At 72.8% G+C, this 22,615-nt stretch carries 18 protein-coding genes; 12 read left to right on the top strand and 6 right to left on the bottom strand.

From position 1 onward, the window contains the following. The first annotated feature begins 22 nt into the window (after positions 1-22). On the top strand, positions 23-1,741 hold the full coding sequence (locus ACIPN7_RS25005; RefSeq protein WP_400548940.1) for a cation:proton antiporter: 1,719 nt from the start codon (positions 23-25) through the stop codon (positions 1,739-1,741). Between the two features lie 7 nt (positions 1,742-1,748). Here ACIPN7_RS25005 and mnhG read toward each other — a convergent pair whose 3' ends face one another. From mnhG to ACIPN7_RS25035, 6 genes are read right to left on the bottom strand one after another with little or no spacing between them, the layout of a single operon-like run. Then, on the bottom strand, positions 1,749-2,108 hold the full coding sequence (gene mnhG / locus ACIPN7_RS25010) for a monovalent cation/H(+) antiporter subunit G (RefSeq protein ID WP_400548943.1): 360 nt from the start codon (positions 2,106-2,108) through the stop codon (positions 1,749-1,751). Next, positions 2,105-2,530, bottom strand: a complete 426-nt coding sequence (locus tag ACIPN7_RS25015) for a monovalent cation/H+ antiporter complex subunit F (RefSeq protein ID WP_400548945.1) — start codon at positions 2,528-2,530, stop codon at positions 2,105-2,107. Before ACIPN7_RS25015 ends, mnhG begins: the two co-directional genes overlap by 4 nt. After that, on the bottom strand, positions 2,527-3,141 hold the full coding sequence (locus tag ACIPN7_RS25020) for a Na+/H+ antiporter subunit E (RefSeq protein WP_400548947.1): 615 nt from the start codon (positions 3,139-3,141) through the stop codon (positions 2,527-2,529). The genes ACIPN7_RS25015 and ACIPN7_RS25020 overlap by 4 nt, the downstream gene beginning before the upstream one ends. Beyond that, positions 3,138-4,793 (bottom strand): Na+/H+ antiporter subunit D, encoded by a 1,656-nt coding sequence (locus ACIPN7_RS25025; protein WP_400549245.1) that lies wholly within the window; start codon positions 4,791-4,793, stop codon positions 3,138-3,140. The genes ACIPN7_RS25020 and ACIPN7_RS25025 overlap by 4 nt, the downstream gene beginning before the upstream one ends. A 2-nt stretch (positions 4,794-4,795) precedes the next feature. Continuing rightward, positions 4,796-5,329, bottom strand: coding sequence for a Na(+)/H(+) antiporter subunit C (locus ACIPN7_RS25030; RefSeq protein WP_400548949.1), 534 nt, complete (start codon positions 5,327-5,329; stop codon positions 4,796-4,798). Then, complete coding sequence (locus ACIPN7_RS25035; protein WP_400548951.1) at positions 5,326-8,373, bottom strand: Na+/H+ antiporter subunit A; 3,048 nt, start codon at positions 8,371-8,373, stop codon at positions 5,326-5,328. The genes ACIPN7_RS25030 and ACIPN7_RS25035 overlap by 4 nt, the downstream gene beginning before the upstream one ends. A 266-nt stretch (positions 8,374-8,639) precedes the next feature. On the opposite strand from ACIPN7_RS25035, the gene secA reads away from it, so the two are divergent. From secA to ACIPN7_RS25090, 11 genes are all read left to right on the top strand, one after another. Continuing rightward, positions 8,640-11,633 (top strand): preprotein translocase subunit SecA, encoded by a 2,994-nt coding sequence (secA, locus tag ACIPN7_RS25040; RefSeq protein WP_400548954.1) that lies wholly within the window; start codon positions 8,640-8,642, stop codon positions 11,631-11,633. Positions 11,634-11,893: 260 nt separating this feature from the next. After that, positions 11,894-13,186 carry a homoserine dehydrogenase gene (locus ACIPN7_RS25045; protein WP_400548956.1) on the top strand — a complete coding sequence of 431 codons (1,293 nt, stop codon included), beginning with the start codon at positions 11,894-11,896 and terminating at the stop codon, positions 13,184-13,186. Positions 13,187-13,198: 12 nt separating this feature from the next. Continuing rightward, complete coding sequence (gene thrC, locus ACIPN7_RS25050; protein WP_400549248.1) at positions 13,199-14,314, top strand: threonine synthase; 1,116 nt, start codon at positions 13,199-13,201, stop codon at positions 14,312-14,314. Next, a complete protein-coding gene (thrB, locus tag ACIPN7_RS25055; protein ID WP_400548959.1) occupies positions 14,314-15,330 on the top strand; it encodes a homoserine kinase in 1,017 nt (338 codons plus the stop codon). Before thrC ends, thrB begins: the two co-directional genes overlap by 1 nt. Before the next feature lie 284 nt (positions 15,331-15,614). Next, positions 15,615-17,552, top strand: coding sequence for a transcription termination factor Rho (gene rho, locus ACIPN7_RS25060; protein WP_400548962.1), 1,938 nt, complete (start codon positions 15,615-15,617; stop codon positions 17,550-17,552). A gap of 145 nt (positions 17,553-17,697) precedes the next feature. Next, the gene (rpmE, locus tag ACIPN7_RS25065) at positions 17,698-17,916 is read left to right on the top strand and encodes a 50S ribosomal protein L31 (protein ID WP_119142620.1); all 219 of its coding nucleotides are present in this window, start codon (positions 17,698-17,700) and stop codon (positions 17,914-17,916) included. A 115-nt stretch (positions 17,917-18,031) separates the two neighbouring features. Next, the gene (gene prfA / locus ACIPN7_RS25070) at positions 18,032-19,120 is read left to right on the top strand and encodes a peptide chain release factor 1 (protein WP_397398516.1); all 1,089 of its coding nucleotides are present in this window, start codon (positions 18,032-18,034) and stop codon (positions 19,118-19,120) included. A gap of 72 nt (positions 19,121-19,192) precedes the next feature. After that, positions 19,193-20,164 carry a peptide chain release factor N(5)-glutamine methyltransferase gene (gene prmC, locus ACIPN7_RS25075; protein ID WP_400548966.1) on the top strand — a complete coding sequence of 324 codons (972 nt, stop codon included), beginning with the start codon at positions 19,193-19,195 and terminating at the stop codon, positions 20,162-20,164. Positions 20,165-20,183: 19 nt separating this feature from the next. Next, positions 20,184-20,891, top strand: coding sequence for an L-threonylcarbamoyladenylate synthase (locus tag ACIPN7_RS25080; protein WP_400549251.1), 708 nt, complete (start codon positions 20,184-20,186; stop codon positions 20,889-20,891). After that, a complete protein-coding gene (locus ACIPN7_RS25085) occupies positions 20,888-22,126 on the top strand; it encodes an MraY family glycosyltransferase (protein ID WP_400548969.1) in 1,239 nt (412 codons plus the stop codon). Before ACIPN7_RS25080 ends, ACIPN7_RS25085 begins: the two co-directional genes overlap by 4 nt. Beyond that, positions 22,123-22,587: a hypothetical protein gene (locus ACIPN7_RS25090; RefSeq protein WP_397398519.1), complete on the top strand. Its 465-nt coding sequence runs from the start codon at positions 22,123-22,125 to the stop codon at positions 22,585-22,587. Before ACIPN7_RS25085 ends, ACIPN7_RS25090 begins: the two co-directional genes overlap by 4 nt. Positions 22,588-22,615: the final 28 nt, after the last annotated feature.

Raw genomic sequence — 22,615 nt, forward strand, 5'->3', positions numbered from 1 at the left:
ACGCGACAACTAAACTCGGGGCATGGCCACCGCTGCGATCTTTCTGGTAGCCACGGTCGCGGCCGGGCTCGGCGCGGTGCTGCTCCGGCTGCCGCCGCTGGTCGGGTTCCTGGTGGCCGGGTTCGCGCTCCACGCGGCGGGGGTCCAGGAGCCGCCCTACCTCGAGACCATCGCCGACCTCGGTGTGACCCTCCTGCTCTTCGGCATCGGCCTCAAGCTCGACGTCAAGACGCTGCTGCGCAAGGACGTCTGGTTCACCACCGTCGCGCACCTGCTGGTCAGCGTCGCGATCGCGGTCGGTTTCCTCGGCCTGCTCGGCGTCGTCGGCTTCTCGATGCTCGCGGGCGAGGGCCTGGGCGTCCTCGCGCTCCTCGGGCTCGCCCTGTCGTTCTCCTCCACGGTGTTCGTGGTCAAGGTGCTCGACGGCCGCTCGGACCAGTCCGCCCTCTACGGCCGGATCGCCATCGGCGTGCTCGTCATGCAGGACCTGATCGCCGTCGTCTTCCTGTCCGTGTCCTCCGACCACCCGCCGAGCCCGTGGGCGTTCGCCCTCGTGCTCCTGATCCCGGGCGCCTGGCTGCTGCGCAAGGTGTGGTCGCGGGTGGGCCACGGCGAGCTGCAGGCGCTGTTCGGCGTGGCGGTCGCGCTCGGCCCGGGTTACGCGCTGTTCGACGCCGTCGGGCTCAAGGGTGATCTCGGCGCGCTCGTCATGGGCATGCTGCTGGCCGGCCACCCCGCGGCCACCGAGCTGTCCCGCAACCTGTTCACCGTCAAGGAGCTGCTGCTCGTCGGCTTCTTCGTGTCGATCGGTTTCGCCGGCGAGCTCAGCTGGCAGGCCGCGGTGATCGGGCTGCTCCTGCTGCTCATGCTGCCGCTGCAGGCCATCGTGACGGCCGTGCTGCTGCGCCTGATGCGGCTGCGCAAACGCACGGCGATCCTGTCCGGGCTGGTGCTGGCCAACTACTCCGAGTTCGGCCTGATCGTGGTCGCCGTCGGCTCCCAGACCGGCCTGCTGCACGACGACTGGCTGGTGGTGCTCGCCGTCGCCGTCGCGGCCAGCTTCGTGCTGTCCTCGGCCGTCAACACGCGCGGCAACGAGTTCGCGATGTCGCTCGCCAGACGCTTCCCGTCCAAGCCCAACGAGTGGCTGCACCGGGAGGAGCGGCTCATCGACGTGTCCGGGGCGGAGGCGCTCGTGCTCGGCATGGGCCGCGTGGGCCGTGGCGCCGTCCGGCAGCTGCGTGAGGACTACGGCATGGACGTCGTGGGCGTCGAGCACGACCCGACCCGCGTCACCGCCCTGCGCGGCGAGGGCTTCACGGTGGTGCAGGCCGACGCGACGGACATCGAGTTCTGGGGCCGGGTGCGCAGCGCCGGCGCCGTCCGCCTCGCGATCCTCGCCATGCCGTTCCACGCCGCCAACCTCATCGCGCTGTCCCAGCTGCGCGCGAGCGGGTTCGAGGGCACGGTCGCCGCCGTCGCCCGGTACGACGACGACGTGGCCGAGCTCGAGCGGCACGGCGCCGACGCGGTGTTCCACCTGTACGGCACGGCCGGCCTGGCCCTCGCCGACGAGGCGGCCGAGGCGGCGCTCGGGTACGACGCCGCCGAGCGGATGCGCGACGCCCAGGCGGAGCGCCGGTCCGCCGCGGAAACCGGGGACGAGCCCTCCGACGAAGCGGCGGACGAGCCCTCCGACGAGCCGGCCGACGAGCCCGCCACCAGCGGCGGCGCGACCTAGCCGGGCATCACACCTGGTCCCGCTGCGTCGAGGAGCGCGCCGGGAAGGCGTCGTCCTCGGTGTCCAGGAGCGTCGCGTCGACGCAGCGCGTGCGCAGCCCGGCCCGGCCCACCATGTAGGTGGCCACCGGGGACGTCATGAGCTGGAAGATCGCCACGAGCAGGAGCATCGTCGCCGAGCCCTTGTCCTGCAGCCGGAGCGCGACGCCCGCCAGGAGCAGCAGCAGGCCCAGGACCTGCGGCTTGGCTACGACGTGCATCCGCGAGAGCAGGTTGTCGAACCGCATCACGCCGACCCCGGCGGAGAACGAGAAGAAGGCGCCGAGCAGCAGGCAGACGGCGGTTGCGACGTCGGTCACGACGGTCATGACTCCTCCCGCCCGCCGACGGCGCCCGAGGGCGACCCCGGGCCGGCCTTGCCGGCCGAACCCGAACCGGCCGAACCCGAACCGTCCGGCCCCGACCCACCCGGCCCCGGGCCGACCGAGCCCGGCCGCGGCCCGGACCGCTGAGCGGCGGTGCCGTCCTTGGGGGGCTCGACGGCGGCGAAGCGTGCGATCGTCACCGACCCGATGAACCCGACCAGCGAGAGCACCACGAGGATGGGCACGGACTCGGTGCGGCGGGAGATCGCGGCCTCGACCGCGATGGCGCCCACGAGGGCGGTGGTGAGCACGTCGAACGCCACGGTCCGGTCCAGCATGGTCGGCCCGCGCTCGATCCGGACCACCGCGAGCAGCGCGCCCACGGCGAGCAGGGCGGTCGCTACCACCCCGACGGCCAGCATCATCGGCGTTCCTCCTTGTCCAGGGTGTACGGAGCGAGCCCGACCCGGGCCAGCTCGGTGCTCGGTGCGAAGGCACGCAGCAGCCGGGCCTCCAGGTCGAGGGTGGCCTTCCGGACGCCCTCGGGCCCGCCCGACGCCGCGATGTCCAGCACATGCAGCCGCAGGGTCCGGCTGGGCCGGTCGAGGTCGATCACGAGCGTGCCCGGGACCAGGGACGACAGGCCCGCGGTCGTCGCGATGAACAGGTCCGAGTCGGCGCGCAGGGGCACCGAGACCAGGGCGCCGTGCGGCGTCGGGCCGCCGCGCGAGGTCCGGCGCGGGACCACGGCGGTCCACGCCACCTGGAACGACGCCAGCACGAGGTCACCGACGAACCGGCCGAGCAGGTGGAGCAGCGGGCCGACCCGCAGGGTCGTGGCCGTGCCGATGGGCGGCAGCGGGAAGGCCAGCGCCACGAGCGCGCCGAGCAGCACGCCGGACAGCACGTTCGCCCAGGACAGGTCGCCCCACAGGAGCACCCAGAGCACGGCGCCCACGACCATGGTCGGCCAGAGCGTCACGACCCGGCGCGCCCGGCGGCGCCATGGGCTCTGCGTGGTGTCGGTGTGGTTCACGGCTCCACCTCCACGGTGTCGTCGGTGACCTTGTTCGACTCGCCGGTGCCCCGCGGCGCGCCGTCGGGGAACACGGCCTCGATGTACGTGTGCCCGTCCATGACGGACTCGGCCGCCCGGTCGGCGTAGTCGTAGAGCGGGCCGGCCACCACGGTGAGCCCGACGCTGACGGCGACCAGGGCTGCCGTCGGGCCGACCATGCCCCAGGGCAGGGGCGTCGGCTCGGGCAGCTTCTCGGGGCAGGGCTGCCAGAACGCCTTGTTCCACGCCCGGACCACCGCGTAGAGCGTCAGCAGCGAGGTGACCACCGAGCCGACGACCAGTACCCAGGCCAGCCCGGAGCCGTCCACGACACCGGCCTCCAGCAGGCCCACCTTGCCCAGGAACCCGGACAGCGGCGGGATGCCCGCCAGGTTCATCGCCGGGACGAAGAAGAGGACCGCCAGCCCGGGTGCCAGGGTGGCGAGGCCGCCCAGCCGGTCCAGCGACGTGGTCCCGGTGCGGCGCTCGATGAGCCCCACCACCAGGAACAGCGCGGTCTGCACGGTGATGTGGTGCACCACGTAGAAGATGGCCGCCGCGGTGCTCGCCTGGGTGGCGAGCGCTACGCCGAAGATCATGTAGCCGATGTGGCTCACCAGGGTGAACGACAGCAGACGTTTCACGTCGTCCTGCGCGACCGCGCCGAGGATGCCGACGATCATCGTGGCGAGCGCCAGCACGAGCAGCACGGCCTCCAGTGCCTCGTTCCGCGGGAAGAGCAGCGTCTGGGTGCGCAGGATCGCGTACACGCCGACCTTGGTGAGCAGGCCCGCGAACACGGCGGTGACCGGCGCGGGGGCCGTCGGGTAGGAGTCGGGGAGCCACGCGGACAGGGGGAAGATGGCGGCCTTGATGCCGAACGCGAGCAGCAGCAGCGCCTGGATGCCGAGCCGCACGCCGGGGTCGATGTCGGGCAGGCGCTCGGCGAGCTGGGCCATGTTCACCGTGCCGGTGGCGGCGTAGACCAGGCCGACGGCGACGAGGAACACGATCGAGCTGAGCAGCGCGACCACCACGTAGACGCTGCCCGCCCGGATGCGCTCGACGGTCCCGCCCAGCGTGAGCAGCACGTACGAGGCGGCGAGCAGGATCTCGAAGCCGACGTACAGGTTGAACAGGTCGCCGGCGAGGAAGGCGTCCGCCACGCCCGCGGCGAGGATGAGGAACGTCGGGTGGAAGATCGCCACCGGCAGCACGTCGCGGCGCACGTCCTCGTCGGCGTCGGGGTCCTGGGCCTCCAGGGCGTCGCGCAGGATCTTCGTGTCCTTGGTGGCGGGGGCCGTCCGGTCGTCGCCGTCGGCGATGCCCTGCGCCATCGAGTAGAGCAGCACGCAGAGCAGCACCACGCCGCTGACCAGCAGCATGAGCGCCGAGAGCGGGTCGGCCACGAGGTTGACCCCCACCGGAGCGGCCCACCCGCCGACGTCGATGACGACCGGTCCGTCCTGGGCGGCGACCACGAGGCCCGCGGCGGCGGCCACCACCACCGAGAGGGCGACCACGGAGATGATCCGCTGCGCCCGTTCGTACCGGTGCAGCGCCAGGGCGAGACCCGCGGCGAACAGCGGCACCAGCACGGGCAGGGGGACGAGCGTCCCGATGCTCCACAGGTTCACGCGCCGTCACCCCCGCGGGCGCCGGCGCCGGGCCGGGCGGCGTCGTCCGACCCGGAGGCGGGGTCGGGGAGCGCGACCTCGTCCCGCACGGCCACCGCCTCCTCGTCCAGCGTGGACCCCGACTCCTCGGCGTCGCTGTCGGCGTAGGACGGCGCGTCGGCGACGGCGAGCCGCGCGATGCGGGTGTCCTCCACGTCGTCCTGCACCTCGTCGTGCCCGTGCAGCTGCCAGGAGCGGTAGGCCATGGCCAGCACGAACGCGACCAGGGCGAGCGTGATGACGATGGACGTCAGCACCATGGCCTGGGCCAGCGGGTCGCTCATCGGCTCGGAGGTGGCGCCGGTGATGGGCGGCGCCCCCGCGCGGCCGCCGGCCACGAGGATCGCGAGGTTGGCCCCGTTGCCCATCAGCACGAAGCCGAGCAGGACCCGGGTCAGCGACCGTTCCAGCAGCAGGTACACGCCCGAGGCGAACAGCACGCCGACGGTCAGCAGAAGGGCTCCCGAGGGCACGGTGTCGAGCACGATCATGCGCGGTCACCTCCGGTGCGGACCTCGACGCGCCGGCGTTGGCCGATCGACCAGGCGAAGGGTTCGGCCTGCCGGTCCAGCTCGGCGCCGAAGGTGCGCAGGATGTCGATGACCAGGCCGATGACCACGAGGAACACTCCGACGTCGAAGAACAGGCTGGTGACCAGGTGCACGTCGCCGAGCACGGGCAGGTGCAGGTCGAGGATCGTGCTCTCGAGCGCCTCCTGCCCGGCGAGCAGCGCCACGAGGCCCACGCCCGCCGAGAGGAACAGGCCGGTGCCGAGCACGAGGCCCGGGTGCACCGGGGCGGCCTCGCCCAGCTCGAACCGGCCGCCCGCCAGGTAGCGGACGGTCAGGGCCAGGCCGGCCACGAGGCCCGCCGCGAACCCGCCGCCCGGCGCGTTGTGCCCGCTGAACAGCAGGAACAGGGCGAACAGCATCATGGGGTGGAAGATCACGCGGGTGAGCACCTCGAACAGCATCGACCGCTGCACGGGGTCGAGCGTGGGCCCGGCGAGCAGCCACCGGCCCCGGCGCGCCGGCTGGGCACCGGCGCTGTCGCCGGGCTGGACCGGCTGCGGGTTCGCGGCCCGGTCGAGGCGCAGCACGTCGCCGCTGCGCTGCCGCAGGAACACGAGCGACGCGACGCCGGTGGCGGCCACCAGGAGCACCGAGATCTCGCCCACGGTGTCCCAGGCGCGGATGTCGACGAGCGTGACGTTGACGATGTTGTGCCCACCGCCGAAGGTCTCGGCCTCCACGGGGAAGTCGACGGAGACCGGCGTGTGCACCCGCACCAGCGGCGCGGCGGCCACGAACGCCATGACGACCAGGCCCGTGACCACGCCGATCGCGAGCCGCACCCAGCGGCTGGCCGCCAGCGGACGGTCCGAGAAGTACGGCGGCAGGCGGCGGAGCACCAGCACCATGACCACCAGGGTCAGGGTCTCGCACAGCACCTGGGTCAGGGCCAGGTCGGGCGCGCCGTGCAGCAGGAACAGGGCCGCGTTGCCGTAGCCGGCCACGCCCGCCAGGATCACGGCCTTGAGCCGGCGGCGGGCGCGCGCCGTCAGCACGGCGGCCAGCACGACGACGAGCACGACGACGAGCTGCGCCGGGCGGTCCCACGGCACCAGGGCGAACGGGCCGAGGTGGAGCACGCCGTCGCGCCCGGCGGCGTCCTGCGCGACCGGGAGGCCGTTCGGCTCGCCCACCAGGCCGAAGGCGAGCGCGAGCCCGGGCCCCACGGCGAGCGTCACGAGGATGACGCCCAGGTAGAAGGGCAAGGACCCGCGCTGCGTGCCCGCCGTGACGTCGCTGGCCAGGCGGTCGAGCTTGCGCATGAAGCGGCGGTAGAGGACGTCGGCGCCGTCGGGGGACCACAGCGAGTCCTGCAGCCGCTCGACGCGGGCGCGCTGCCAGAACGCGAGGCCACCGGCCAGGAACACGGCGCAGGTGATCGCGAGGGCGGGCGTGAACCCCTCCCAGAGGGTGAGGTGCCCGGGCTCGCCGACGGGGTAGGTGTTCGCGTACGGGGCGAGCAGCTCCTGGCCCACCTGGGGCACGAGGGCCACGACCAGACCGAGGACGGCGAGGACCAGCGGCGGCGCGACCATCCAGAACGGCTGCGGGTGGATCGTGCCGGGTGCGGCCTCGGGCAGGGCGGCGGGAGTCGTCGTCGGCGTCGTGCCGGGCGCCGCGCCGTGCGCCGTCGCGACCTCTCGCTCCGTGGGCCCGGCCGTGGCCGGCAGGCGCGGCTTGAACGCGCCCCAGAGGAACCGCAGCCCGTACGCGACGGTGAGGGCCGAGCCCACGGCGACCACGACGGTCATGACCCGGCCGAGCGGGTCGCCGTCGTGCTCCCAGGCCGCCAGCGCGGCCTCCTTGGCGACGTAGCCGGCGAACGGGGGCAGGCCGATCATCGAGGCGGTCGCGAGCGTGGCGGCCAGGGCGGTGACCGGCAGCCGCCGTCCGACGCCGGCGAGCTTGCGGAGGTCACGGGTGCCCGTCGCCGCGTCCACCACGCCGACCACGAGGAACAGCGACGCCTTGAACATGGCGTGCGCGCCGAGCAGCGCGAGGCCCGCCAGCGCGGTGGCGCGTGTGCCGTAGCCGAGCAGCAGAGTGAGCAGGCCGAGCTGGGAGACCGTGCCGAAGGCGAGGACCAGCTTGAGGTCGTGCTGGCGCAGCGCACGGTACCCGCCGAGCAGCAGCGTGGTGCCGCCGAGCACGAGCACGACCGTGCGCCAGGCCGTGAGGTCCGAGAACGCGGGCGCGAACCGGGCCACCAGGTAGATGCCCGCCTTCACCATGGCGGCCGCGTGCAGGTAGGCGGACACGGGCGTGGGCGCCGCCATCGCGGCGGGCAGCCAGAAGTGCGTGGGCACCAGCGCGGACTTGGTGGCCGCCCCGGCCAGCAGGCAGACGACGGCGACGGTCACCGCGGGCCCGGCCGGCGGGTCGGCGATGACGGCCGACACGCTCCAGGTGCCGGCGGCGACCCCCAGGACGACGACGCCGACCAGCATGGCGAGGCCGCCCGCGGTGGTCACGACCAGCGCCTGCATCGCGGCGCGCCGTGACGAGGTGCGGTCGGCGTAGTGGCCGATCAGGAGGTAGGAGAACACCGTGGTGAGCTCCCAGAACACGAACAGCAGGAGCATGTCGTCGGCGGTGACCAGGCCGGCCATCGAGCCCGCGAACGCCACGAGGAACCCGCCGAACCGGCCCAGGCCGTGCGCGTCCTTGGCGAAGTAGGCGCTGCAGTACAGGAGCACGAGGGTGCCGACCGCGCCCACGATCAGCAGCATGAACCAGGACAGCGAGTCGAGCCGCAGGTCGACGGCGAGGCCCAGCGCCGGGATCCACTCCACGCGCTCCGTGGGCGTGCGGCCGGCGTACACGGCGGACGTCTGGGACAGGGCATACGCGGCGGCCCCGGCGGGACCGAGGGCGAGCACCCAGAAGGCGCGGCGACCGAGGCGGTTGACGAGGGCTGGCGCGGCGAGCGCGAGGACGCCGTGAGCGAGGAGTACCGGAAGCACGTCCGTTCCGTCCTGTCAGGGCTCGGGGACAGGACGTCGTGCCAGGGGTACCAGGAGCGAACCCGGGGTCGAGCACTGGACGGCTTGCCGCGCGAGCGCGGGCGGGTGGGCGATGTGACCACTCTATCCGGTGTCGGTCTCCGGTTCGTCACGAGGAACCCATGGCTGGCTCAGGAACCGCATGCTTCCCGTGATCGTTACCCCGAGAGCGAACCCCGTCGGTCCGCCGTCGGCTCTGGGCCACCCGCTCAGGTTTACGGCCTACGATGGGCGACGGCGAAACTCGACGACGACCTGGGAGAACCCGCGTGTCCATCCTCGACAAGGTCCTTCGCATCGGCGAAGGACGTGTCCTGAAGAAGCTGCACAATGTGGCTGAGCAGGTCAATCGCTTGGAGCCCAGCTTCGTCGAGCTCAGCGACACCGAGCTCCGGGAGGAGACGGCCCGGTTCCGGGAGCGTCTCGAGCACGGTGCCGACCTGGACGAGCTCATGCCGGAGGCGTTCGCGGCGATCCGCGAGGCGGCCCGGCGTACGCTCGGCCAGCGGCACTTCGACGTGCAGATCATGGGTGGCGCGGCGCTGCACCTCGGCAACATCGCCGAGATGCGCACCGGTGAGGGCAAGACGCTGGTGGCGACCACCGCGGCATACCTCAACGCGCTGTCCGGCGACGGCGTGCACGTCATCACGACGAACGACTACCTGGCCAAGTACCAGGGTGACCTGATGGGCCGCGTCTTCCGGTTCATGGGGATGACCACCGGCGTCATCCTGTCGGGGCAGACGCCGGCGCAGCGCCGCGAGATGTACGCCGCGGACATCACCTACGGCACGAACAACGAGTTCGGCTTCGACTACCTGCGCGACAACATGGCGTGGTCGACGGACGACCTGGTGCAGCGCGGGCACAACTTCGCGATCGTCGACGAGGTGGACTCGATCCTCATCGACGAGGCGCGCACCCCGCTGATCATCTCGGGCCCCGCGGCCGGCGACGTCAACCGCTGGTACACCGAGTTCGCCAAGGTCGTGCTGCGGCTGGTGCCGACCGTGGACTACGAGGTCGACGAGAAGAAGCGCACCGTCGGCGTGCTCGAGCCGGGCATCGCGAAGATCGAGGACTACCTCGGCATCGACAACCTGTACGAGTCGCTGAACACGCCGCTGATCGGCTTCCTGAACAACGCCATCAAGGCCAAGGAGCTGTTCAAGCGCGACAAGGACTACGTCGTGCTGAACGGCGAGGTCATGATCGTCGACGAGCACACGGGCCGTATCCTCGCGGGCCGGCGCTACAACGAGGGCATGCACCAGGCCATCGAGGCCAAGGAGGGGGTGGAGATCAAGGCGGAGAACCAGACGCTCGCCACGATCACCCTCCAGAACTACTTCCGCCTGTACGGCAAGCTCTCGGGCATGACCGGTACGGCCGAGACCGAGGCCGCCGAGTTCCAGGGCACCTACAAGCTCGGCGTCGTCCCGATCCCGACGAACAACCCGCCGCAGCGACTCGACCAGCCCGACCTCGTCTACAAGAACGAGGACGGCAAGTTCAACGCGGTGGTCTCGGACATCGTGGAGCGGCACGCCTACGGGCAGCCGGTCCTGGTGGGTACCACCAGCGTCGAGAAGTCGGAGCTGCTGAGCGCCAAGCTGAAGAAGGCCGGCGTGCCGCACAACGTGCTCAACGCGAAGGAGCACGAGCGCGAGGCCGCGGTCGTCGCGATGGCAGGCCGCAAGGGCGCCGTCACGGTCGCCACGAACATGGCCGGCCGCGGTACCGACATCATGCTCGGCGGCAACGCCGAGTACCTCGCGGTGGCCGAGCTCTCGGAGCGGGGCCTCGACCCGGTCGAGACGCCGGAGGAGTACGAGGCCGCCTGGCCGGAGTCGCTGGAGAAGGCGAAGGCGCGCGTCGCCGCCGAGCACGACGAGGTCAAGACCGCCGGCGGCCTGTACGTGCTGGGCACGGAGCGGCACGAGTCCCGCCGCATCGACAACCAGCTGCGCGGTCGTTCCGGCCGGCAGGGCGACCCGGGGGAGTCCCGGTTCTACCTGTCGATGCAGGACGACCTGATGCGGCTGTTCAACTCCGGCCTCGCCGAGTCGATGATGAACCGCGCCGGGTTCCCCGACGACATGCCGCTGGAGTCCAAGATGGTCACGCGCGGCATCATGTCCGCGCAGGGCCAGGTGGAGTCCCGCAACTTCGAGATCCGCAAGAACGTCCTCAAGTACGACGACGTCCTGTCCCGCCAGCGCACGGTCATCTACGCCGAGCGCCTGCGGGTGCTGGAGGGCGAGGACCTGCGCGAGCAGGTGCAGCACTTCCTCACGGACACCATCACGGAGTACGTGACCAACGCGACCGCGGAGGGCACGCCCGAGCAGTGGGACCTGGACGCGCTCTGGACGGCGCTGAAGGCCGTCTACCCGGTGTCCCTGACGCCGGAGGAGGTCGCCGAGGAGGCCGGCGGGATCGACCGGCTCGACGGCGACATGCTGCTGGAGGAGATCCTGTCCGACGCGCGGGTGGCCTACCAGGCGCGCGAGGACGAGCTCTCGGCCCCGGCCATGCGCCAGCTCGAGCGCCGCGTGGTGCTCTCGGTGCTGGACCGCAAGTGGCGCGAGCACCTCTACGAGATGGACTACCTCAAGGAGGGCATCGGGCTGCGCGCCATGGCGCAGCGCGACCCGCTGGTCGAGTACCAGCGCGAGGGCTTCCAGCTCTTCCAGGCGATGACCGACGCCATCAAGGAGGAGTCGGTCGGGTTCCTGTTCAACCTCGAGGTCACGGTGCAGCAGCCGGGCGCCGAGCAGGTGGAGGACGGCGGCTCCGAGCTGCCCGCCGCCGGGCCGGTCCCGCCGCGCGGCCGCCTGGGCACGGGCCAGCCGGACGCCCCGCCCACCACGCAGATCCCGGTGGTCCAGCCCGCCTCCGCCCCGCAGCCGGCCCAGCCGCCCGCACCGCGGCAGCGCCGGGCGGCGGGCGCGGCGACCGAGCCGATCCTGCTCGCGAAGGGTCTGGACACCCCGAGACAGCAGCAGCCGCTGACGTACTCGGCACCGAACGAGGACGGCTCGGGCTCGGCGTTCGTGCAGTCGTCGGACGGCGCGCGCCGCCGGGCGTCCCTGCACGGCGAGGCGACGGCCGCCACGAGCGACGGCCGTACCTTCCCGGGCACGCCGCGCAACGCGCAGTGCCCGTGCGGCTCGGGCAAGAAGTACAAGGTCTGCCACGGGATCAACGAGGCCTGACCGGCCCCGCCCCGCGCCGAGGTAGAACCGCAGCGAAGTAGAACCGCAGCGAGACAGAACGCCCGCCGGCGTCCTGTCTCGCTGCGGTTCTACTTCGCTGCCCTTCTACTTCGCCAGGGTTCTGTCCCGGCGGGACGGGTGCCGGCGTGAGACAGGGCGCCCGTATGTCGGACGCTCCGGTTACCCTGGTCGCAACGTCCCGACCCGTGCGGAACCGCACCGGGAGCGGACCGTCCCCCGAACACGAAAGCAGGATCGCTGTGCCTGTCCCCGAGCCCGCCCGCGGGCTGCGTGTCGCACTGCTGGGCTGTGGCGTCGTGGGCACCGAGGTGGCCCGGATGCTGCTGGAGCAGGGCACTGATCTCGCCGCCCGCGCGGGCGCCCCGCTGGAGCTCGCCGGCATCGCGGTCCGCGACACGAGCCGCCCCCGCGACGCGGCCATCCCGCCCGAGCTCCTCACGGAGGACGCCGGGTCGCTGGTGGACGGCGCGGACATCGTCGTCGAGGTGATGGGCGGCACCGAGCCCGCGCGGGCCCTGCTGCTGCGCGCGATCGAGGGCGGTGCCGCCGTCGTCACCGCCAACAAGGCGCTCCTGGCGGCGGACGGCCCCACGCTCTACAAGGCGGCCGACTCCGCGGGCGTCGACATCTACTACGAGGCCGCCGTGGCGGGCGCCATCCCGATCGTGCGGCCCGTGCGCGAGTCGCTCGCGGGCGACCACGTGCGCCGGGTCCTGGGCATCGTCAACGGCACCACCAACTACGTGCTGGACCAGATGGCCACCAGCGGGCTCGACCTCGACCAGGCGGTCAAGCAGGCGCAGGAGCTCGGCTACGCCGAGGCGGACCCCACGGCCGACGTCGAGGGGTACGACGCCGCGGCCAAGGCCGCCATCCTGGCCAGCCTCGCCTTCCACACCCGCGTCTCCGCGGACGACGTCGCCCGCGAGGGCATCACGGGCGTCACGTCCGACGACGTCGCGTGGGCCGCCCGCACCGGGCACACCGTGAAGCTGCTGGCCATCGCCGAGCAGACCGGCGAGGGCGTCTCCGTGCGCGTGCACCCGGCGCTCGTGCCGCTGGAGCACCCGCTGGCGGGCGTGAAGGGCGCGTTCAACGCGGTCTTCGTCGAGGCCGACGCCGCCGGGCCGCTCATGTTCTACGGCCAGGGCGCCGGCGGCCGGCCGACGGCGTCCGCGGTGCTGGGCGACGTCGTCTCGGCGGCGCGCCACCGCGTGCTCGGCGGCAAGGGCCCGCAGGAGTCCACGTACGCGGCCCGCCCGCTGCTCCCGGCGGACGCCGCCGTGACGCGCTACCAGGTCCGCCTGCTCGTCGCCGACCTCCCGGGCGTCCTCGCCCAGGTCGCGGGGGTCGTGGGCGACCACGGCGTCTCCATCGACACCGTGCGCCAGACCGGGCCCTCCGAGGGCACCGCCGAGCTGCTGCTGACCACCCACGCGGCCCGTGAGGCGTCGCTGGCCGCCACCATCGCGGCCGTGCGCACGCTCGAACCGGTCCGTGAGATCACGTCCGTCCTGAGAGTCGAAGGCTGAACCGTGCCCGTACTGCCCGCAGAACCGAACGTCCCGTCCGCCGGCCCGGACCGCGCGCCCACCTCGCGCCTCTGGCGCGGCGTGATCGCCGAGTACGCGGACCGGCTGCCCGCCCACCTCCAGCAGAAGATCGTGACGCTGGGCGAGGGCGGCACGCCGCTGGTGCCCGCCCCGGCGCTGTCCGAGCGCACGGGCGCCGAGGTCTACGTCAAGGTCGAGGGCATGAACCCGACCGGCTCGTTCAAGGACCGTGGCATGACCGCCGCGATCTCCGCGGCGGCCGGGCGCGGCGCCCGGGTCGTGGTGTGCGCGTCGACCGGCAACACGTCGGCGTCGGCCGCGGCGTATGCGACGCGGGCCGGCATGGTCTGCGCGGTGCTCGTGCCGGACGGCAAGATCGCCATGGGCAAGCTGAGCCAGGCCGTCGCGCACGGCGCCCGCCTGCTGCAGGTGGACGGCAACTTCGACGACTGCCTCGTGGCGGCCCGCAAGCTCGCCGACACCCACCCCGTCGAGCTCGTGAACTCGGTGAACCCGGACCGGATCGAGGGCCAGAAGACCGCCGCCTTCGAGATCGTGGACGCCCTGGGCGACGCCCCGGACATCCACCTGCTGCCGGTCGGCAACGCCGGGAACATCACGGCCTACTGGAAGGGCTTCACCGAGTACGCCGAGGCAGGCGTCGCGAGCCGGACCCCGGCCATGTGGGGCTTCCAGGCCGCGGGCGCGGCCCCGATCGTCAAGGGCCACCCGATCGACGACCCGGACACGATCGCCACCGCCATCCGCATCGGCAACCCCGCCTCGTGGGAGCTGGCGGAGCAGGCCAGGGACACCTCGGGCGGCGTCATCGAGGCCGTCACGGACGAGCAGATCCTCGCGGCGCACCGGATCCTGTCGGCCGAGGTCGGCGTGTTCGTCGAGCCGGCGTCCGCCGCCGGTGTCGCGGGCCTGCTGGCCCGGCACGAGCGCGGCCTCGTTCCCGCGGGGGCGCGCATCACCATCACGGTGACCGGCCACGGGCTCAAGGACCCGAGCTGGGCGCTGCGCACGCCCGACGGCGGCGAGGTCGAGCCCGTACGGGTCTCCGCCGACGTCGTCTCGATCGCCGACGCGCTGTCACTCTGATGCAGCTCGGCGCCGACCACGTGCGGGTCCGGGTGCCCGCGACGAGCGCGAACCTCGGGCCCGGCTTCGACTCCCTGGGCCTCGCGCTCGCCCTGTACGACGAGGTCGAGGTGCGCCTGGTGGCGAGCTCCGACGTGGTCGTGGAGATCGAGGGCGAGGGCGCCGGGGAGGTCCCCCTGGGGGAGGACCACCTGGTGGTGCGTGCGCTGCGGCGCACGCTGGACCTCGCAGGTGCCGTGCCCACCGGCATCCACATGACGTGCCACAACGTGATCCCGCACGGCCGGGGCCTCGGCTCGTCGTCGGCCGCCGTCGTGGCCGGGATCGTCGCCGCGCGCGCCCTGCTGGCCGATCCACGGGCCATCGACGCCGCCACCGTGCTGGGTCTCGCCACCGAGTTCGAGGGGCACCCCGACAACGCCGCGCCCGCGATCCAGGGCGGCGCCACCGTCGCGTGGACCACCGCCGACGGCCCGCGCGCGGTCGGGCTCGACATCGACCCGGCGATCGAGGCCACCGTGCTGGTGCCCGACGTGCGGCTCGCGACGGCGCGCGCCCGGGCGGCCCTGCCCGCGCGGGTCTCGCACGGCGACGCCGCCTTCACGGCGGGCCGCGCGGCGCTCCTCGTGGAGGCCCTGGCCCGGCGTCCGGAGCTCCTGTTCGACGCCACGGAGGACCGGCTGCACCAGTCGTACCGGGCGGGCGTCCTGGGCGCCTCCGCCGAGTTGCTGCGCGCGCTGCGCGAGCAGGGCGTCCCGGCCACCGTCTCGGGCGCCGGGCCCACCGTCCTGGTGCTCGCCGGACCCGGGCACCGGGCCGCGCGCGACGCCGTCCTGCGGGACCTCGTGGACGAGACCGCGGGCTGGAGCCGGCTGAGCCCCGGGATCGATCTGACGGGTGCACGTGCCCGAAGGATTACCGGTAACACAGGTGCGCTATCGTCCGGCTCGTCGGGGGCAAAGAGAAGTCATGTCGGACCAGGATCACCAGCAGTACGGGGTGGTAGTATGCAGTGAACCTTCGGGATAGCACTCCTGAGCCATGGTGGCGGGAACACGGATACAACATCGGTTCCCCACCGCCTACCCAGCGACACTCTCAGCCGCTCAGCCGTGCCCGTAGCAGGCCGTGATCTACGGCCACCGCATCTCGCGAGAAGGCAGACAACGCCCCCGTCAGCCGTCTTCGTCGTACCACTGATGCGAGGTTTTCCGCGTTCCGGCCGTTCGGCGCCGGGCGCCCACTATCCCGCGGCCCGCGATCAGGCGACCAGCCGCAGTTCGAGGGGGAAGGGTCCTTCGTGACAGACACCACCGATAACGCTCAGTCAGCCACCGGCCGTGCGGCCGGCACCGGAGCGCTGAGCAGCATGCGCCTCGCCGAGCTCCAGGCACTCGCCGGAGACCTGGGCGTGAAGGGCACCTCCAGGATGCGCAAGAGCGACCTCGTGGACTCGATCCGCGAGAAGACGGGTGGCGCGACGAAGCGCCCGGCCCGTGCCGCTTCGACCTCGGAGCAGCCCACCATCGACAAGCCTGCCCGTAGCGAGGCGCCGGTCGCCGCCGCCGAGGTCACCACCTCGGGTGTGCGCGCCGCCGCGAGCACGGAAGCCGACAAGGCCGCCCGTCTCGCCCAGCTGGCCGACGCCGTCGCGGCGCCGCGGGAGCAGAACGGACGCCGTCGCGGCGCCGGACAGGGTGCCGCGGACGGCACCGCCGACAAGACGGGCGAGGACAAGGCCCGCAACGGCCAGTCCGGCAACGGCCGCACCGCGCGCGCCGGCACCGACCGCGGCGCCGAGCGCGCCGGCGACCGCACCGCCGACCGGTCCGAGCGGGGCACCACCCGGACCGCGGAGCGCACCACCACCGCCGACCGCGGCGCGGACCGTACCGCCGACCGGAGCACCGCCGGCGACCTCGACGACGACCGCAACTCGCGCCGTCGCCGGGGCCGTGACCGGGGTCGGGACCGCAAGCGCGGCCGCGGCCGTCAGGGTCCGGACGTCGCGGGTCTCGAGAACGTCGAGGTGCGCGAGGACGACGTGCTGCTGCCCGTCGCCGGCATCCTCGACATCCTCGACAACTACGCGTTCGTGCGGACCTCGGGCTACCTGCCCGGCAACAACGACGTCTACGTGTCGCTGAACCAGGTCAAGAAGGCCGGTCTGCGCCGCGGCGACGCCGTCGTGGGCGCCGTGCGCCAGCCGCGCGAGGGCGAGGAGCCGCCGCAGCAGCCGGCCGGCCGCAACGCCAAGGTCAACAAGTTCAACGCCCTGGTGCGCCTGGACACGGTGAACGGCATGACGCCGGAGGAGGCGCGGGAGCGCCCCGAGTTCACCAAGCTGACGCCGCTGTACCCGCAGGAGCGCCTGCGCCTGGAGAACCCCGAGGCGACCAAGCTGACGCCGCGCGTCATCGACATCGTCGCGCCGATCGGCAAGGGCCAGCGCGGCCTCATCGTCGCGCCGCCCAAGGCCGGCAAGACGCTGATGATGCAGCAGATCGCCAACGCGATCACCGCCAACAACCCTGAGGTCCACCTCATGGTCGTGCTGGTGGACGAGCGTCCCGAGGAGGTCACCGACTTCGAGCGCTCGGTCAAGGGCGAGGTCATCTCCTCGACCTTCGACCGCCACGCCTCGGACCACACGCTGGTCGCCGAGCTCGCCATCGAGCGCGCCAAGCGCCTCGTGGAGCTGGGCCAGGACGTCGTGGTGCTGCTCGACGGCATCACCCGCCTGTCGCGCGCCTACAACCTGGCCGCCCCGGCGTCGGGCCGCATCCTGTCCGGTGGTGTGGACGCCGCCGCGCTCTACCCGCCCAAGAAGTTCTTCGGCGCCGCCCGCAACATCGAGGACGGCGGCTCGCTGACCATCCTCGCGACGGCTCTCGTCGAGACCGGCTCGAAGATGGACGAGGTGATCTTCGAGGAGTTCAAGGGCACCGGCAACATGGAGCTGCGCCTGTCGCGGTCCCTGGCCGAGAAGCGCATCTTCCCGGCGATCGACGTCAACGGCTCGAGCACCCGGCGCGAGGAGATCCTCATGTCGAAGGACGAGCTCGCGATCGTCTACAAGCTGCGCCGCGTCATGGGCGCGCTCGACCAGACGCAGGCCGCCGAGCTGCTGCTCGGTCAGCTCAAGAAGACCAAGACGAACGTCGAGTTCCTCCTGCACGTGCAGAAGACGACGCCGGGCGGTCTCACGGAGGACGACAACGTCGGCGAGACCGTCTGACGGTGGTCTGACGGCGTCCGACCCACGTCACACCCCACTGCCTCGCCGATCCGGGCGAGGTAGTGGCACAATTACTGGCTGGCTCGCTGGTTCACGTCCTCGCGGTTCTGCAGGGCGACCCAGTGGCATCTCACCAAGGAGCAACATGAGGGCTGGAATCCACCCCGAGTACGTCGTCACCCAGGTCACCTGCACCTGCGGCAACACCTTCACGACGCGTAGCACCGAGACGTCCGGCAAGATCAGCGCCGACGTCTGCAGCGCCTGCCACCCGTTCTACACGGGCAAGCAGAAGATCATGGACACCGGTGGCCGCGTGGCCCGGTTCCAGGCGCGCTACGGCAAGAAGGCCGCCGACAAGTAGCGACTCCGCAGCGCCGGTGGTCCGGTCCGACAACCTCTCCAGGGGCAGTCGGGCGCCGGACCGCCGGCGCTGTTGCTTTGCCCAGACCCGCCCGCCTTCGTACCAAGGAGAGATCGTGACCGAAGCGTTCGCCGCCGTCGGGCCGCTGCTCAGCGAGCACGCCGAGATCGAGACGGCGCTGGCGGACCCCGCCGTGCACGCCGACCCGGGTCGCGCCCGCACGCTGGGCCGCCGGTACGCGGAGCTCAACCAGGTGGTGGGTGCCTACAAGGCGTGGGAGCAGGCGCACGACGACGCCGAGGCCGCCGCCGAGCTCGCGGCGGAGGACGCCTCGTTCGCCGAGGAGCTGCCCGCGCTCCGGGAGGCCGAGTCGACCGCGGAGGAGAAGCTGCGCCGGGTCCTGGTGCCGCGCGACCCCGACGACGGCCGCGACGTGATCCTCGAGATCAAGGCCGGCGAGGGCGGGGAGGAGTCCGCGCTGTTCGCGGGCGACCTGCTGCGCATGTACCTGCGGTACGCGGAGCAGCGCGGCTGGTCCACGCAGCTCCTGGAGGCCACGGCGTCCGACCTGGGCGGCTACAAGGACGTGCAGGTGGCGATCAAGGCCAAGAGCGTGCAGGGCCCCGAGGACGGTGTCTGGCACAGCCTCAAGTACGAGGGCGGCGTGCACCGCGTGCAGCGCGTGCCGGTCACCGAGTCGCAGGGCCGCATCCACACGTCGGCGGCGGGCGTGCTCGTGTTCCCCGAGGTCGACGACCCGGGCGAGCTCGAGATCGACCAGAACGACCTGCGCATCGACGTCTACCGGTCCTCCGGCCCGGGCGGGCAGTCCGTGAACACCACCGACTCCGCGGTGCGCATCACGCACGTGCCCACGGGCATCGTCGTCTCGATGCAGAACGAGAAGTCGCAGCTGCAGAACCGCGAGCAGGCCATGCGCGTGCTGCGGGCCCGGCTGCTCGCCGCGCAGCAGGAGGCCGCGGCCGCCGAGTCCGCCGAGCTGCGCCGCTCGCAGGTGCGCACCGTGGACCGGTCCGAGCGCATCCGCACGTACAACTTCCCGGAGAACCGGATCGCCGACCACCGCACGGGCTACAAGGCGTACAACCTCGACCAGGTGCTGGACGGCGACCTGGGTCCCGTGGTCCGCTCCGCGATCGACGCCGACGAGGCGGCCCGGCTCGCCGAGGCCTCCGGTGTCTGACGCGGCGTCGGTGGCGGGTCTGGCGGCTTCCGCCGCCGTCGGGCAGGCTTTTGCCGTGGTCGGAGGAGCGCGGTGAGCGCGCAGCTGTTGAAGTGGGCCCATGAGGAGCTGGCCGACGCCGGGGTCGGGTCCCCCCAGGCCGACGCCGAGGCGCTGCTGGCGTACGCCCTCGGGGTGGACCGCGGGGAGCTGCTGCGGCTGACCGTGCTCGGCCGCGAGGTGCCCGACGACGTGGCCGCCACGTTCGCCCGCCTGGTCGCCCGGCGAGCCGCCCGCGAGCCCCTGCAGCACCTGACCGGCGTCGCGCCGTTCCGGCACCTGGAGCTGGCCGTGGGGCCGGGGGTGTTCGTGCCGCGGCCCGAGACGGAGGAGGTCGCCCAGGTGGCGATCGACGAGGCCGCCAAGGTCGTGGGCGAGCGGGGCGGCGCCGTCGTCGTCGACCTGTGCACCGGGTCCGGGGCCATCGCGCTGGCGGTGGCCACCGAGGTGCCCGGCGCGCGGGTGCACGCCGTCGAGCTGGACAAGGACGCCCACGCGTGGGCGGCACGCAACGTCGACACCCTGAGCGCCGTCGCCGCGGGCCTGGACCCCGCCACGGCGGCGGACCCGCAGGCGGACCCCGAGTCGGCCCCCGAGCGGATCGTCCGGCTCGTCAAGGGCGACGCCCGCACGGCCCTTTACGGGGTCGACGGGACGGCCGACGTCGTCGTCTCGAACCCGCCGTACGTGCCGTCGGACGCCGTGCCCGTGGACCCGGAGGTCGCCGAGCACGACCCGGCCGTCGCGCTGTACGGCCTGGGGCCCGACGGGCTGGAGGTGCCGCGCGGCATCACGGACGCCGCCGCGCGCCTGCTGCGGGCCGGTGGGCTGTACGTCATGGAGCACGCGGAGGTCCAGGCGGAGGCGGCGCGGGCGATGGTCGCGGCCGCGCGTGACACCGAGGGCAGGCCCGTGTTCGGGGAGCCGGAGACGCGCAAGGACCTCACCGGCCGGCCCCGCATGGTGGTCGCGCGCCGCCTGGATCGTCCCGGGCCTGGATCGTGAAAGACTGGTCCGCGTGAGTGTGCCTGTGCAGCCCGTGCTCGACGCCACCGACCCGCAGTCCTGGGGCCCCGCGATCGACGAGGCAGTGAATGCGATCTCCCGTGGCGGCCTCGTGGTCCTGCCCACCGACACCGTGTACGGCATCGCGGCCGACGCGTTCGACGAGGTCGCGGTGGCGGCCCTGCTCGCGGCCAAGGGCCGCGGCCGGCAGATGCCGCCGCCGGTCCTCGTGGGTGAGGTCGCGACGCTCGACGGCCTCGCCACCGACGTGCCCGACGAGGCCCGCAAGCTGGTCGAGGCCTTCTGGCCCGGCGGGTTCACCGTCATCCTGCACGCGCAGCCGTCGCTGCAGTGGGACCTCGGCGACACGGGCGGCACCGTCGCCCTGCGCATGCCGGACCACCCCGCGGCGCTCGCCCTCCTGAAGCGCACCGGCCCGCTGGCCGTCTCCAGCGCCAACAAGTCCGGCAGCCCCGCCGCGCAGGACGTGGCGGACGCCGTGTCCCAGCTCGGGGCGTCGGTCGCCGTCTACCTCGACGGGGGAGAGGCGCCCGGCGGCGTCGCCTCGACGATCGTGGACGCGACCGGACCGGTGCTGCGGGTCGTCCGCGAGGGCGCAGTGTCGCTGGCCGAGCTGCGCAAGATCGCGGATGTCGAAGGCCCTGCGGCGTCGCCCGAGGACGACCCGATCGCGCCCCCGGCCCCCGCCGCGGAGGACGACGAGTGAGGGTGTACCTGCTCCTGATGCTCGTGGCCGCGGCGGTCACGTTCCTGACCACGCCCTTCGCGCGCTGGGTCGCGCTCAAGACCTCGGCCATCTCCGCCGTGCGGGCCCGCGACGTGCACTCCGTGCCCACGCCCCGGCTCGGCGGGCTCGCCATGCTGATCGGCATCGTCGTCTCGGTCATGCTGGCCTCCCAGATGCCGTTCCTGTCCGGGGTCTTCGAGGACCGCCAGGCGTGGGGCATCGTGGGCGGCGCCGCGATCGTGTGCGCGCTCGGCTGGGCGGACGACAAGTGGGACCTCGACTGGGTCACCAAGCTCGCGGGCCAGGTCCTGGCCGCGGGTTTCATGGCGCTGCAGGGCGTCCAGCTCATCACGCTGCCGATCGCCGGGACGACCATCCCGTCGTCGCGCATGTCGCTGGTGGTGACGGTCCTGGCCGTCGTGGTCGCGATGAACGCCGTGAACTTCGTGGACGGCCTCGACGGCCTGGCCGCCGGCATCGTCGCGATCGGCGGCGCCGCCTTCTTCCTGTACACCTACGGGCTCACCCAGCAGGTCTCGGCGGAGGACTACTCCTCCCTGGCGTCGCTGATGATGGCGGTGCTCGTGGGCGTCTGCGTGGGCTTCCTGCCCTACAACTTCCACCCGGCGAGCATCTTCATGGGTGACGCCGGGTCCATGCTGATCGGCCTCGTGATGGCCGGCGCGGCGATCACCGTGACCGGCAACGTCACGCCCGACGTCATGACCGGCTCTCGGGCCCTGCCCGCGTTCATCCCGCTGCTGCTCCCGGTGGCGGTGCTCATGCTGCCGCTGCTGGACATGGGGCTCGCGGTGATCCGGCGGTTGGCCGCCGGCAAGTCGCCCATGGCGCCCGACCGCATGCACCTGCACCACCGCATGCTGGCCCTCGGCCACTCGCACCGCCGCGCCGTCGTGATCCTGTACGTGTGGACCGCCGTGTTCGCCTTCAGCGCCGCGGCCCTCGTCCAGTGGGACTGGGAGATCGTGCTGATCTGGACCACCGTGTTCGTGGTGCTCGCGCTGCTGGCCACCCTCGGCCCGCTGCGCAACCGCGGCCGGTTCCTGGACGACGACGTCGCGCTGTCGGGGCAGACCCCCAAGGTGCCCGCCGCCGTCAGTGCCGGGACGGCAGCGGCCGCCGTCGTACCGCAGAGCGCCACCGAGAGTGTCGCCGCGAAGACCACCGTCAAGACCAAGGAGACCGTCGAATGACCGAGCAGGCACCCGATGCCCCCGACGCGCCCCGGGGCGCTGCCGAGCAGGCGGTGCTGCGTGCGGCCCTGCGCGACTGCCTGATCCTCGTGGGCGGCCTCGCCGTCCTGGGGTCGCTGGTCGGGCTGCTGGTCGCAGGCCTGCCCGGGCTGTGGGGCGCCCTGATCGGCGCCGCGCTCGCCGCGTTCTTCTGCGCCACGACGGTGTGGTCCATGCTCTACACCGTCGGCAAGGGTCCGGCCGCCATGGGCGCCGTGGTGATGGGCAGCTGGCTCGCCAAGATGGTGGTGCTGATCGTCGTGCTGGTGATCATCACGCAGTTCGACTTCTACGACCGGGTCGTCCTGTTCGTCGTGCTGCTGCTCGGCGCCGTCGGCTCCGCGCTGCTCGACTACCGCGCGGTCCGGAACGGCCGCCTTCCCTACGTCGAGCCCGAGGCTCAGCCCGACACCAAGCCCTGACCGGACCCCATGAGCGGCCCACGACCTG

The sequence above is a fragment of the Promicromonospora sp. NPDC090134 genome (genome assembly GCF_044746965.1).
Taxonomy (GTDB): Bacteria; Actinomycetota; Actinomycetes; order Actinomycetales; family Cellulomonadaceae; genus Promicromonospora.

Excerpts from the sequence above, each read along its gene's own strand:
- ACIPN7_RS25005 (WP_400548940.1), top strand. The coding sequence starts at position 23 with ATGGCCACCGCTGCGATCTTTCTGGTAGCCACGGTCGCGGCCGGGCTC.
- mnhG (WP_400548943.1), bottom strand. The coding sequence starts at position 2,108 with ATGACCGTCGTGACCGACGTCGCAACCGCCGTCTGCCTGCTGCTCGGC.
- ACIPN7_RS25015 (WP_400548945.1), bottom strand. The coding sequence starts at position 2,530 with ATGATGCTGGCCGTCGGGGTGGTAGCGACCGCCCTGCTCGCCGTGGGC.
- ACIPN7_RS25030 (WP_400548949.1), bottom strand. The coding sequence starts at position 5,329 with ATGATCGTGCTCGACACCGTGCCCTCGGGAGCCCTTCTGCTGACCGTC.
- secA (WP_400548954.1), top strand. The coding sequence starts at position 8,640 with ATGGGCGACGGCGAAACTCGACGACGACCTGGGAGAACCCGCGTGTCC.
- thrB (WP_400548959.1), top strand. The coding sequence starts at position 14,314 with ATGCAGCTCGGCGCCGACCACGTGCGGGTCCGGGTGCCCGCGACGAGC.
- rpmE (WP_119142620.1), top strand. The coding sequence starts at position 17,698 with ATGAGGGCTGGAATCCACCCCGAGTACGTCGTCACCCAGGTCACCTGC.
- ACIPN7_RS25090 (WP_397398519.1), top strand. The coding sequence starts at position 22,123 with ATGACCGAGCAGGCACCCGATGCCCCCGACGCGCCCCGGGGCGCTGCC.